8 protein-coding genes are annotated in these 13313 nt (G+C 66.0%); 2 read left to right on the top strand and 6 right to left on the bottom strand.

Features of this window, described 5'->3' with window-relative positions; genetic code table 11:
* Position 1: 1 nt before the first annotated feature.
* Together ACNJ7K_RS09415 and ACNJ7K_RS09410 are read left to right on the top strand one after the other, a co-directional pair.
* Complete coding sequence (locus tag ACNJ7K_RS09415) at positions 2 to 2140, top strand: molybdopterin-containing oxidoreductase family protein (protein ID WP_487041534.1); 2139 nt, start codon at positions 2 to 4, stop codon at positions 2138 to 2140.
* Between the two features lie 87 nt (positions 2141 to 2227).
* Complete coding sequence (locus ACNJ7K_RS09410) at positions 2228 to 3589, top strand: MFS transporter (protein WP_487041533.1); 1362 nt, start codon at positions 2228 to 2230, stop codon at positions 3587 to 3589.
* 106 nt (positions 3590 to 3695) lie between these two features.
* Here the strand turns inward: ACNJ7K_RS09410 and ACNJ7K_RS09405 are convergent, their stop codons facing one another.
* From ACNJ7K_RS09405 to ACNJ7K_RS09380, 6 genes are all read right to left on the bottom strand, one after another.
* Positions 3696 to 4436 (bottom strand): SDR family oxidoreductase, encoded by a 741-nt coding sequence (locus ACNJ7K_RS09405; RefSeq protein WP_487041532.1) that lies wholly within the window; start codon positions 4434 to 4436, stop codon positions 3696 to 3698.
* Positions 4437 to 4444: 8 nt separating this feature from the next.
* Positions 4445 to 5968, bottom strand: coding sequence for a class I adenylate-forming enzyme family protein (locus tag ACNJ7K_RS09400; RefSeq protein ID WP_487041531.1), 1524 nt, complete (start codon positions 5966 to 5968; stop codon positions 4445 to 4447).
* A 91-nt stretch (positions 5969 to 6059) separates the two neighbouring features.
* Positions 6060 to 7694, bottom strand: a complete 1635-nt coding sequence (locus ACNJ7K_RS09395) for a 4Fe-4S binding protein (protein WP_487041530.1) — start codon at positions 7692 to 7694, stop codon at positions 6060 to 6062.
* A complete protein-coding gene (locus tag ACNJ7K_RS09390; RefSeq protein ID WP_487041529.1) occupies positions 7691 to 8923 on the bottom strand; it encodes a 3-hydroxyacyl-CoA dehydrogenase family protein in 1233 nt (410 codons plus the stop codon). Before ACNJ7K_RS09390 ends, ACNJ7K_RS09395 begins: the two co-directional genes overlap by 4 nt.
* On the bottom strand, positions 8920 to 11157 hold the full coding sequence (locus ACNJ7K_RS09385) for a molybdopterin-dependent oxidoreductase (protein WP_487041528.1): 2238 nt from the start codon (positions 11155 to 11157) through the stop codon (positions 8920 to 8922). Before ACNJ7K_RS09385 ends, ACNJ7K_RS09390 begins: the two co-directional genes overlap by 4 nt.
* Positions 11147 to 13267, bottom strand: a complete 2121-nt coding sequence (locus ACNJ7K_RS09380; RefSeq protein WP_487041527.1) for a molybdopterin-containing oxidoreductase family protein — start codon at positions 13265 to 13267, stop codon at positions 11147 to 11149. The genes ACNJ7K_RS09385 and ACNJ7K_RS09380 overlap by 11 nt, the downstream gene beginning before the upstream one ends.
* Positions 13268 to 13313: the final 46 nt, after the last annotated feature.

The raw sequence follows: 13313 nt of genomic DNA, 5'->3' as shown, positions 1-13313 counted from the left end.
GATGACCGAGCATCGGGTCCACACGTTCTGCCGTCTCTGCGAACCGGCGTGCGGACTCGTCGCCACGGTCCGGGACGGCGCGGTCGGCAACCTGCAACCCGACCCGGATCATCCGGTACACAAGGGATTTTCGTGCCACAAGGGTGTGCATTTCCTCGAGATCCATCGCGACCCGGACCGGCTCGACCGCCCGCTCAGGCGCGTCAACCCACGGAGCGAGGAGGTCGGTGAATTCGTCGCCGTCGACTGGGACGACGCCGTACGGGACATCTCAGACCGCCTGCGCGATATACGGCAGCGTCACGGGCGCAATTCACTCGCCGTCTATCAGGGAAACCCCTCCGCGTTCAACGGCACCTACTACGCCAATGCAGCAGCGCTGGCGCGTGGCTTCGACACGAGAATGCGGTTCAGCGCGGGGACCCAGGACACATCCGCCAAGTACGCGGCCAGCGAGGCGATCTACGGAGCCTCGATGGCGCATCCGATCCCCGATCTGCTGCACACCGATTACTTCCTCTGCCTCGGTAGCAATCCTCTCGTCTCGCACATGACCCTCATACACATCTCGAACCCCATGGCCAAGATCAGGGCGATCAAGAAGCGCGGAGGGAAGACTCTGTTCGTCAATCCCCGGCGCATCGAGTCGTCCGGGCCGGATACAGGCGAGGTGTTGCTCATCAAACCCGATTCCGACTTCTACTTTCTCGCCGCGATCCTCCACGAGATCGTCTTCCGCATCGGATACGACCGCGCCGAAGTCGAGAAGCACGCACGGAACATCGACGATCTGGTGGAGTTCGTCGGCAGATATCCCGCCGAACGCGTGAGTGCAGCCACCGGGATAGCGGCCGACGACATCAGGCAGGTCGCGGACGACTTCTGCGCTGCACCTACCGCCAGTATCTACATGGCAACCGGAGTCAATCAGGGACGTCAGGGCGCCCTCGCGTACTGGATGCTCAACATGATCAGCCTGTTCTCCGGCAATCTCGGGAGGCGCGGAGGAAACATCTACTCGCGCGGCATGAGCGACGTCGTACAGAATTCGAAGCGCAAACGGGAAGATCCCTTCTTCGAGGGCAGCCTGGGCGAGGTTCGCACCGTCAGCGGCGACCTTCCCGCGGCCAGACTCGCCGAGTACATCGAGCACGAGAAGGATCCGATCCGGGCCCTGATCGTCATCTCCGGAAATCCGCTGCTATCGGTGGGCGGGGAGGAACGTATGCGGGCCGCGATGGCCGGCATGGAGTTGATCGTGACGATCGACCTGTATCGCACCGTGACCGGCGAGATATCGGATTACGTACTTCCTGCCACGGATTGGCTCGAGCACGAGGACGTCAATTTCCTCAACACCATGGGCGTGGCCATGGAACCGTACGTCCAGTACACCCCGGCTGTCGTACCGCCCGCGGCCGAGCGCCGCGACGACTGGTGGATTCTCGCGCGTATCCAGCAGGAAATGGGAGTCCGGACGTTGCTCGACGATCCGGAACCGGCACCGCTCGCCAACGCGGACGCCGCGATGCGCGAGGCCGGCCTCAGCATCGAACGGTTGAAGCAACTACCGTGCCAGACGGCGGTCCTGCCCGAGGCCGTCCCGTCACACGTCTTCACCATCGCCGTGCAACACGACGACGGTCTGATCGATTGCTGCCCTCCGGTGCTCCGGCGTGCGTACCGCACCGCAGAAGACATCCTGGACGAATTGTCCGGCGAGAGCGCCGATCAACTCAAGTTGATCACGCGTCGCACCCACTACATGCTCAACAGCTGGCTCCACAACTCCCCCCTCCTGAAACAGTCTTTGCACCAGGACAATCCACTGTGGATGCATCCCGACGACGCACAGCGGCGCGATCTGGTCGAGGGCGACGAGGTAACGGTCTCGAATCGCTACGGCTCCGTGGAGGCGACACTGGCATTCGACGAGGGCCTCAAGCCCGGAGTGGTCGCGATGACCCATGGATGGGGTCAGAAGACCGCACGCAGTCTTCGGACGGCAAGTCGACATCCGGGCACGAACGTGAACAGACTTTCCCCGGTGGGCGAGGCCGGGTACGACATCCTCAGCAACCAATCACACCTCACGGGGATCAACGTGGAAGTCACCCGTAGGGCACATCCCTTCACGTAGACAAACCTAACGTCTATAGCTTAATGTGGTGTACCTCACCGAATATCCGGGCATTCGCCCACCTCCTCCCCACACATGAGGTTCAGCATGACCGAACGTACGAACACGGCTGCAAGCCTTCCACCGAATGCTTCCGCCGGACGATCCCCCGCAGAATCACGACGAGCAGGTCGAGCAGCCTTCATCGGAACCCTGCTCGAGTACTACGATTTCAGCCTCTATGCGTCCGCTGCATCAGTGGTTTTCGCAAGCGTGTTCTTCTCGGGCTCGAGCGCCTTCCTCGGAACACTCCAAGCGGTAGCGACCTTCGCCGTCGGCTTCCTCGTCCGCCCGATCGGTGGAGTCATCCTCGGAAGTCTCGGAGATCGCATCGGGCGTAAGAAGATCCTGGTCTTCACGATGCTGCTGATGGGCGGCGCAACCCTCCTGGTCGGACTTCTGCCCAGCTACGCCCAGATCGGTTGGGTCGCACCGCTTCTCCTCGTGCTTCTGCGTGTTCTGCAAGGCATCGGCGCCAGTGGCGAATATGGCGGCGCAGCACTGGTCGCGGTCGAATTCGCCCCCTCCAAGAAGCGCGGCCTGCTCGGCTCGCTGCCCGGCATGGGCGCGGCGCTCGGTGGCGTGCTCGGCTCGCTGTCCCTGCTCCTGGTCTCCGCGGTGATGTCGCAAGAGAGCTTCCTCAGCTGGGGCTGGCGTATCCCGTTCCTGTTCAGCGTCGTCATCCTCGCCTACGGCCTCTGGCTGCGCCGGACGCTGCCGGAAACCCCGGCGTTCGAGAAGGCCCAGAAGACGGAAACACTGACGAAGACGCCGATCCGCGACGTTATCCGGCAGCAGCCGGGCGCCCTGATCGCCGTACTCGTGATGACCATCGGCCAGACCGGTATCGGCTACTTCTACATCGTCTTCATGGGTACCTTCGGCACCAACCAACTCGGCTTCGGCGGCACGGAAGTGCTCGTCGGCCTGATCGCCGCCCAGCTCACCAACGCCGTCCTCATCCCGCTTTTCGGCTCGCTGTCGGACCGTGTCGGACGACAGCCGCTGATCATCTTCGGCTTCCTCTACAGCGCCGTCTTCGCGTGGGCCGGCATGGCCATGCTCTCGGGCATGGATACGCCGCCGTTGATGTTCTGGCTGGTCATGGCGATGGGCAACGGTATCGGCGTTGCGGCGATCTTCGGTCCCATGGGCGCATACGTCATCGAACTGTTCCGCACGCAGCACGCCTACACCGGACTCGGCCTGGGCCGTGAGGGTGGAAACGCCATCGGCGCGGCGGTCGTCCCCGTCATCGCCGTGGCGCTGGCGTTCGACGACACCACCGTGTGGCTCAGCCTCCTGATCTGCGTGGTCTCGCTGCTCGGCTTCGCAGGCACCGTTCTGGCCGGCCGCCGAACGGCATCCGACACCGAGGCAGCCGAGGCCAAGACGCCGGTCTCCGCATAGCACTCGGGATCCACACACGCATCGAGACCGGGGTTGTTTGCGAAAGTTCCCTACTTTTCGCAAACAACCCCGGTCTCGTTCGTGCGGAACGCCTTACGACCTGGGATCAGACCCCGACGGGGCCGCCACGCCAGACGCCGATCTCCTCACCGGAGACGTCGGCCGCGTGATCGGAGACGAGGAAGGACACCGTCGACGCGATGGACTCGGGAGGGATCGAAGGCCAGTGCTTGGTCAGCGCCTCGACTCCCGCTTCCCCACCGCTGGAGACGATGTCGGTCGCTACGAATCCCGGCATCACGCAGTTGACGGTGATTCCGCGCCGTGCGACCTCGAGTGCCATCGACTTCGTCATGCCGACCAGCCCGGCCTTCGCCGCGGCGTATGCGCTCATCCCAGGGGCGGGACGGCGACCACCGGAGGGGCTGTTGACGAACACCACTCGACCCCAGCCTGCTTCGTACATTGCGGGTAGGGCGAAGTGCGTGCAGTAGAACGCGCCGTTGAGGTTGACGGCGATGACTTCGTCGAAGTCCGCCGGAGACTGCTTCCTGGCCGCGCCGGCCTTGTTCATACCGGCGTTGTTCACGAGAACCGTCGGCGCCCCGAGCTGTGCGGTGGTCTCGGCTATGAGACGCTCGGCGTCCTCGACGACCGAGACGTCCGCCTGGATCGCAACTGCCTGCCCACCGTCGGCGACGATCTTCGCCGCGACCTCCTCGGCATCGCGGGCGCTGCGTGAATAGTTCACGGCAACAGCAAAACCGTCTGCTGCGAGCCGATGCGAGACGGCCGCGCCGATACCTCGCCCGCCTCCCGTGACCACAGCCACCTTGTTCGACGTCATCGTCGGTGTCACCTGACCTTCTCGTAGTTGTCCGGCACATTCGCGAAGGCGTCACGCAGTTGCCGCTTCGCGATCTTGCCACTGGGCATGCGGGGCAGCGGCTCGTCCATGAACACGACGTAGCGCGGCACCTTGTAGTCGGCGAGTTGCTCGTTGCAGAAATCCACGATCTCGGATTCCTTCATCTCGGTCGTCGCTCGTACCAGAGCCGCCGGCGTCTCGCCGAACTTGGCGTCGGGCACGCTGATCACCGCGACCTCCTCGACGCCCGGTATCCGGTTGATGACCGTTTCGATTTCGGCCGGGGAGATGTTCAGGCCGCCCGAGATGATCATGTCCTTGAGCCTGTCGACGTAGGTGAGGTACCCGTTCTCGTCGAGCTTGCCGAGGTCGCCCGTGTAGAGCCAGCCGTCGCGGAGCGCCTCCTGCGTCGCGGCTTCGTTGCGCCAGTATCCGGGCATCATGCCGGGTCCGCGCAGCAGGATCTGGCCGGTTTCGTTGGGCGGGAGATCGTTTCCGTCCGGGTCCACGACCCGGATCTTGGTGAAGATGCCGCCGTACCCGCACTTGTCGGGGTGTTCCGCGGCTTCGTCGCGCGGCATCGCGGTTGCCGAGCCGCCGATCTCGGTCTGGCCGTAGATCTGCCGCAGAGCCACCCCCTGGGCCTGCCACTTTCGGAGGAGGTCGACGGGGACCCGGGCCCCGCCGACATGAGCGGTGACCATGTGGCTCAGATCGGATTCGGTGAAACCGGGTGCCTTGGCGATCTGCTCGAACAGAATCGGAGGGCCGGTCAGAGTGTTGGCCTTGTCCTCGTTCAGAACACGCAGAGCTTCGACGGGGTCGAATCCGGGCTGGAGGAACAGTGTTCCGCCGTGCAGGACGACCCGCGAGATACCCCAGATGATCCCTGCCGCGGAGAACAACGGCAGTACGAGCAACGGCCGGAGTCCGTTCGGCTGGATGGGCTCCATGAGGTGCCACTCGTGCATTTCACCGGCGATCGTCGCGTGCGTGAAGATCACGCCCTTGGGGTTGCCGGTGGTGCCGCTCGTGAACACGATGGCGGTGGGATCGTCCATCTCCACGATCGGGGTGGGGAATCGTGTGTGAGCACCTTCCCGCAGCGGACGGACGTCTTTCTCGAACACCGCGATCGCGAAGGTGTTTCGCTCCTGCTGGACTTCTTCTAGGCGGGACAGCAGCGCTTCGTCGCAGACGACGACGGTCGGCTCGCAATCGTCCACGAGGGTGACGAGTTCGCGGACGAGCATGCGCTGGTTGAGGCCGACGGCGATGGCCCCGACCTTCATGGCGGCGAGCGCAGCCACGGCCCATTCGAGACTGTTGACGCCCAGGAGGGCGACTCGGTCGCCTCGGGTCACGCCTCGCGACGCGAGGTCGTGGGCTACGCCGTCGGCCCAGGTGGACAGTTCGGCGTAGGTCACGACATCACCGGCGAAGTCGATCGCGGGGAGGTCGGGCTTCGACCTGGCCCAGTAGGTCAGCGCGTCTACAACGGTGCCGCTCATGATGCCTCCATGGATATAGGTGATCGAGTGCGGACCCCCACACCGGTGAGGCGCAGGTCACATCCGCGCCGTTAAATCTAAAGCCTGTTGTTTATCGAGGCAAGCCCGAGATGTCGCCGGTGTCCCGCGCGACGGCCAGCATCGCGTCGATCTCCACCAACTTGTGCCGCGCGCGGCCCTGACGACGCCCCTCGAGTCGTTCGTGCCTGTCGATCCGCTTCCACCCGTCGAAGTCGATCGCCTCCGGGCAGCGCGACCTCACGACCTCCGCCAACTCGTCCGCGGTGCCGGCCGGGTCGCGAAGACGGTCCTGCGCAAAATCCGCGACGATGGTCTCGACGGTCTCCGCGGCGCAGTACCGGTTGGTGCCGATCACGCCGGTCGGCCCCCGTTTGATCCACCCCGCGACATACGCGCCCTGCACGGGACGGCCTTCGGCAGGATCGATCACGCGACCCTCCACGTTCGGAACCGTCCCGCGTTCGTCGTCGAACGGCAGGCCGGGCACGGGGCTCCCCCGGTATCCCACCGAACGCAGGACCATCGCCGCTTCGAGATCCTCCGCGGGCCCGTCTCCGGCGAAAGGCGCGATTCTCAGGCCCTCGACTCGGCCGTCCCCGAGAATCTCGACCGGCGAGCCGTGGAAGCGCAGGACGATTTGCCGGTGACCGGGCCGCGGCGTGCGCTGTGCGTACTCGGCCAGCGTCCGCAACTTGATCGGCGCATCGGCGGGAGCCTCGTACCCACCGTGCACGGTCACGTCGACCTCCGGCAGTGAACCCAGCGCGAGAAGTTCCGGGGTCGTGAACGCGGCATGTTCGGGGCCGCGCCGGCCGAGCACGACCACCTCCTCGACGGCACTCTTGCGCAACGCGTTCAGCGCGTGCTCGGCGAGATCTCCGGGTACGAGATGGTCGGGGTCCCGCGCGAGGATGCGTGCCACGTCCAGAGCGACGTTGCCGTTGCCGACGACCACCACCCGTCGACCGGACAGATCGAACGTGCGGTCGGCGAATTCCGGATGCCCGTTGTACCAGGCGACGAATTCGCGGGCCGCGACGCTACCCGGCAGATCCTCCCCGGGAATTCCGAGTTTCCGGTCGTCGGATGCTCCGCTCGCGTGGACGACCGCATGGTGGTGAGCGAGCAGTTCCTCGATACCGATGTCCCGTCCGATCTCCACCCCGAAGAACGCCCGGAAACCTTCCCGGCCACCGGTGCGGGAGAACAGTCGGTCGACTGCCTTGGTGGTCTGATGGTCCGGGGCCACCCCGAAGCGGACGAGTCCACCGGCGACCGGCAACCGTTCGAACATCGCCACCTCGACGTCCACGTCGCGTCTCTTCAGCAGCTCCTCCGCGGCATAGAACGCCGACGGGCCGGAACCGACGATCGCCACCCGCAGGGTCCCGGAGCGTTCGACGACCCGGGTGGGCGCCGGGGCCACCTCGGTGGGGCCGGACACGGTCGGATTGCCGAGGAAGTACGCCGCGTTCAGATCCCTGTAGATCTCCGTTTCCGGAGTGAGATCGCTGTCGGGAACGATCGCGTCCACCGGGCACACGTCGGCGCAGGCTCCACAGTCGATGCACGTGTCGGGATCGATGTAGAGCATCTCGGTGCGCGCGTACTGCGCTTCGTCGGGTGTCGGGTGAATACAGTTCACCGGGCACACGGCGACACACGTGGCGTCGTTGCAGCAGGCCTGAGTGACTACGTACGTCATGAGTTCTCCGATCGATCGCGAAGCGCTGGATCCGGGTTCGGGAGACGGAAGCGGTCGCCGTAGCGGTCGGCGAGTTGGCCCGCGCGATCCGCGAAGCTTCGGGCTCCACCCGGATACGAATGCCGGAACGACGCGACCCCACCCGTGTGGGCAGGAAACCCGATGCCCAGAACGGATCCGGTGTCTGCGTCGGCGTCGGAGGTGACGACGCCTTCGTCGAGGCACCGGCATGCCTCGACGACCTGAGAGAACAGCAGACGGTCGCGCATGTCGTCGACCGGGATGTCCTTCACCGGTCCGAATACCTCGCGCAACCCGCTCCACAGCCCGAGCCGGGTACCGTCGCCGTCGTAGTCGTAGAAACCCCGGCCCGCGGCTCGTCCGCCGCGGCCGTGAGCGTCGATCATGTGGTCGCGCACCCTGTCCGCCTCGTGGGTCCGCCACGTGCCGCCGGACGATTCGAGGGCGGCACGCTGCTCCCGTTGCACCGAACGGTTGAGGGTCAGCGAGATCTCGTCGAGAAGCTGCAGCGGGGGAACCGGATATCCCGCATCCTTCGCCGCATCTTCGACGAGGCCCGGGTCGATTCCGGCACCGACGGCGATCAGCGCTTCGTCGAGATATCGCTCCATGACGCGGCTCGTGAAGAACCCCCGGCTGTCGCGCACGACGATGGGTGTCTTTCCGAGCAGCCGCGCGTACTCCAGAGCGGACGACAACGTCTTCTCCGATGTGCGGGTACCGACGATCGTCTCCACCAGCCGCATCCGGTCGACCGGCGAGAAGAAGTGCATGCCGACGAACGTCTCCGGGCGCGACAACTTGGACGCGAGGGTCGTGATCGGCAGCGTCGACGTCGTCGATGCGAGCACGGTGCCGGGCTCGGTGACCGCTTCGATCGTCTGCAGAACCTGCTGTTTGACGGCGACGTTCTCAGCCACGGCTTCGACCACCAACGCGGAGGGGTCGAGGTCCGAGAGGCGTTCGGTGATCTCGATGCGATCGAGCAATGCGCGTGACGAGGCAACGTCGGTGGTTCCCGAGTCGAGTGCACGCGCCTCACGTCGTTCTGCGTATTGTCGGCCCCGGCGTGCGCCTTGCAGGGTGCGCGCGACGAGCACGACTTCGGCCCCCGCCCGCGCACACGTGTAGGCGATGGCCGACCCCATCATTCCGGCTCCGACCACACCGACAGTCGTGCCCTTCAAGGTGTCACTGCGCGCGTTCACCGGAGGCCTGCTTCCGCTCGCTCGACATCGACGGGTATGCCGTTGAAGATCGGGGCGCCGGTGAGGGGTTCGACCACCGAATCATCGACCAGTGCATTGACATTGGAACCCGGAGCGGACGCGGCCCTCGTGATTCCCAGCCCGTCCCCCTGGTGGCCCCAGCCGTGTGGCAGGCTCACGACCCCCGGGCGTACTTCCTCGGTGATACGCACTTCGCCGAGAATCGATCCCGTCTTCGACGTGATGCGTACTGCGTCGCCGTCCACCAGGCCACGTTCACGCGCGTCGGCGTCGTTGACGAACAATGCGCACTGTCCGCTGTCCGGTTGGGGCAGCGCGTTGTGGAGCCAGGAGTTCATGCCGCGACGTTGTCGCCGGTTGATCAGCAACAGTTCGGGCACCGGTTGTTCCAGGGCCGCGCGCACGCGGGGGATATCGACGGTCAGCCGGTCCGGCACGAGGTCGATCCGGCCGTTCGGTGTGCGCAGAACCTCCGGGATCCGCGGTTGCATCGGCCCGTAGTCGATACCTTCGGGGTGCCGTTCGAGCAGTTCGAGCGTGAGTCCGTCGGGCACGGCACCGAACCGGTCACCGTAGGGGCCGCTGCGTAACCGGAGATCGAGGAGTCGCTCGGGGCCGGTACGTGCCGATACCGAAGCGGCCACGTGTTCGGGTTCGCACGCCGCCAGTTTCGCTGCCCGGCGGATCGCGGTGGCGGCCACCTCGTCGTCGAGTTCGGAGATGGGGCGTCCCGGTTCGCCACGGACGATCGCGGTGAGCCTGAGCAGGATCTGCCATTCCGGCATCTCCCCGGGGCCGGGTTCGAGCAGCGGCGCCGAATACCGGGCCACGTTGCGGACCTGGAAGTGGGTCAGCGCGAGGTCGTGGTGTCCGCGCGTGGTCAGCGGAGGAGGAGGGAGAACGACGTCGGCGTAGCGGGTGGTCTCGTTGAGGTACCCGTCGATACAGACCATGAACTCGAGGTCGGCCAGCGCTGTCTCGACGGCACGGCTGTTGGGCACCGACCGGGCCGGATTACCGGAGATGGTGATCAGTGCCCGGACCTGGCCGGGCCCCGGGGTGAGGATCTCCTCGGCGAAGCACACAGCGGGGATCTCCCCCATCGCCTCCGGCATATCGCGTACACGTGAGCGCCAGCGGTCGAACACGAGGGGCGCCTTGGGATTTGCCGGCCACGTGGTGGGTCCACCTGCCGGCGGGGTCGGGAACATCGCCCCACCGGGCCGGTCGAGATTCCCCGTGACGATGTTGAGAACCTCGACCATCCAGTTCGCCACCGAACCGAATTCCTGGGTGCACGAACCCATCCGGGAATGTGCCACCGCCGCAGGAGCGGCGGCGAAATCACGGGCGACCTGCCGGATCAGCCCGGCGTCCAGACCGCACGTGTCGGCCACCGCTTCGGGCGTGAACGGCGCTGCGAGCCGAAGCACGTCCTCCACGCCGTCCACGTGATCGGCCAACCGTCCGAGTGCTGCAAGGTTTTCCTCCGCGATCACGGAGACGAGCGCGAGCAGGAACAGAGCGTCGGTACCCGGACGGATCGGCAGGTGCAGGTCGGCGACCTCGGCGGTGCGGGTTCGCGCCGGGTCCACCACGACCAGCGTGCCGCCACGCTCGCGCAGCGCCTCCAGGCGCTTGCCGATTCCCGGCGCCGTGATGGTACTGCCGTTGGACACGAGCGGGTTGGATCCCAGAATCAGCAGGTACGACGTCCGGTCGATGTCCGGAATCGCCATCCCCAGCCCGGTGCCGTAGAGCAGCGTGTTGGCGAAGTTCTTCGGGAGCGTGTCGATGCTCGCCGGTGAGTACACGTTCCGTGTTCCGATGGCCGCGATCAACGGCAGGGTGTACAGGGACGGGTCGAGGTGATGTGCGGCCGGATTCCCGGAATACACTGCGCAACTGTTCGGATCACGCGCGACGATCGGCAGCAGCCGTCTTTCGATCTCCGCGAACGCCTCGTCCCAGGATGCCGTGCGGAAGCGGTCTCCGTCCCGGATCAGCGGAGTGCGCACGACGTCCGGATCGTTCTCCAGCGCAGCAAGGCCCACCCCCTTCGCGCAGCTGTGTCCCGCGCTGAACACGTCGTCGGGATTCGCGCGCACCGATGTCACGGTGCGTCCGTCCAGTTCGAAGAGCAGCCCGCACGTCGCCTCGCAGAGCGGGCAGATACGTGGTTTCACCGTATGAGTCGAGGTCTCAGTGGGCACCGGCCACCTCCCGCTCGAGTGCTACCGGCACGGCGGTCATCGTCGGCATCACGTTGATGTGCTGCACGTCGTCGTAGCCGGTGAGATCGTTGACATTGCTGCCGCCGAGTCGTGGATCCGCGTCGGAATCGGAACCGCCCCAGCAGTGGGTCATCGAGACGGTGCCGGGTGCCACGGTGTGATCGGCGTGCACGACCGCCCGTATCTGCCCTCGACGCGAACGAACGCGCACGATGTCGCCGTGGGCCACGCCGAACCGTTCCAGATCCCGCGGATGGACGTGGGCCGGGTTGTAGCCGTAGCGCGCGAGACCAGGGATGCCTCGCCCGAGCGAGTTCATGAGCTCGCGGGCGCGGCGCACCGTCAGCTCGAGCGGAAATGCAGCGAAGGAATTCCGTTCCTGCAGTGCGGCATCGATTTCCGCAGACACGTCGTCGGGGCACAGAGCGAGACGATGGTGCGCTCCACCCTCGGTCGGTGGTTCGACGATCGTCTCCACCCGCGGCGCACGTACTCCGCGACGCGCCGAGGTCAGCTCGTCAAACGGGATCCGGCCGCGCTCGGCGCACATCTCGAGCAGCTCCTCGGAGGTCGGGGGCACCGCCGGATCCAGGACCCGTCCCGCGAACTTGGGCCGCTGCCCCGATGCGACGGTCAGTCGGTAGAAGAATTCCCAGTCCTCGACGACACCCCGGGGTGGCTCGACCAACCGCGGGGTGTACTGCGCGAACGGCTCGGAGAAGAAGAACTCCATGAGCAGCGTGTGGTCGGGGCGCTCGTACACCATGGTGGGGGCGATGACGTAGTCGGCGAGTCGCGCGGTGTCGGACATTCTCGTGTCGATACACACCAGCAGGTCGAGGTCCCGCAGGGCACGCTCGGCCTTCTCGCGGTCCGGGAGGGCCCGGGCCGGGTTACCCCCCGACACCACGAGCGCCCGGATCCGGTCGGGGCCCGGCTCGAGGATCTCGTCGGTCAGAATTCCGGACGGCAGTTCGCCGTTCATCGTGCCGACTCCGCCGATCCGACTGCGGAAACCCGATTCCCAGCTGCGATAGGGAGGACGAACTTCGGCCTTCAGCGGCACACTCCGTGCGAGCACGTTGCGCTCGGGCACGGTCTCACCTTCTCGAAGGTAACGTCCGCACACGACGTTCAGGCAGGCGACGAGGTGCTCCGCGACGTTCGAGTGCGGTCCCATGCACACGCCGGTTCCGGTCGTCGCCATTCCTCGGGGCCCCTCCGCGAACATCCGCGCCGCGCGGATCACGTCGGCGGCAGGAACACCGGTCGACGCCGCCGTCCGTTCCGGCGTCGCAGGTGCCACCCTCGCCGCGAGTACGTCGAGCTGTTCGACGAACCGATCGCAGAACTCCCGGTCGTGAAGTCCTTCGGAGAGGATCACATTCAGCATTCCTGCGAACAGGGCAGCGTCGGTTCCGGGCCGGGGACGTAGGTGGAGATCGGCTCGCGCGGCGGTTTCCGTGAGACGCGGGTCGACGACGATCAGTTTCAGACCGCGTTCCCGGGCACCCCGGATCGCCACGGAGGGATTTCCGGTGATCGCTCCGTCGCCGTCTCCACCGTTGAGGGAGACCATCGGGTTGGTGCCGGCCAGCAACCACACGTCGGCGGTATCGAAGGTTTGCCGTCCGCCGAGGTACTGCCCCATGCGCGCTTGGACGATCCACTTCGCCGACTGGTCGATCGTCATCGTGGAGAAGAGTTTGTGCGATCCAGTGGTGCGGAACCAGGCTCGGGCCATCGGCCCGGTCAGGGCAGCGAAGTTCTGCTGCGTGCCCATGAAGAGGCCGAGAGCGTCGGCGCCGTGTTCGCCGGTGATCGCTGCGAGTTTCTCGGCGATCTCGGTGACGGCGTCGTCGATCGAGATCGGTTCGTAGTCGCCCGAGGGGGTGCGGCGCACGGACGTGGTGAGGCGATCGGGGCCGTGGAGAAAGTCGCCGCCGCGGCGACCCTTCGGGCACGTGTAGCCGCCCGACAGCGGGTGCAATCCGTCGCCGGTGATTCCGAGGATCCGATTCCCCTCGACCTCCACGCGCACTCCGCAGGAGGCGGGGCACAGGCGGCAGTAGGACAACTTCACCGGCACTCGTCTTCTCCATCCACTATTCGGCGAAGGGGGCGAACCTGGGGGT

This window comes from Rhodococcus shunpengi (genome assembly GCF_048381395.1).
In the GTDB taxonomy this organism is placed as follows: domain Bacteria; phylum Actinomycetota; class Actinomycetes; order Mycobacteriales; family Mycobacteriaceae; genus Rhodococcus.
The sequence above is the reverse complement of the archived record's forward strand: the minus strand, read 5'-3'. Positions and strand labels throughout refer to the sequence as shown.

What these genes read in the sequence shown, in the direction of transcription:
- ACNJ7K_RS09410 (WP_487041533.1), top strand. Translation starts at nt 2,228, where the DNA reads ATGACCGAACGTACGAACACGGCTGCAAGCCTTCCACCGAATGCTTCC.
- ACNJ7K_RS09400 (WP_487041531.1), bottom strand. Translation starts at nt 5,968, where the DNA reads ATGAGCGGCACCGTTGTAGACGCGCTGACCTACTGGGCCAGGTCGAAG.
- ACNJ7K_RS09395 (WP_487041530.1), bottom strand. Translation starts at nt 7,694, where the DNA reads ATGACGTACGTAGTCACTCAGGCCTGCTGCAACGACGCCACGTGTGTC.
- ACNJ7K_RS09405 (WP_487041532.1), bottom strand. Translation starts at nt 4,436, where the DNA reads ATGACGTCGAACAAGGTGGCTGTGGTCACGGGAGGCGGGCGAGGTATC.
- ACNJ7K_RS09415 (WP_487041534.1), top strand. Translation starts at nt 2, where the DNA reads ATGACCGAGCATCGGGTCCACACGTTCTGCCGTCTCTGCGAACCGGCG.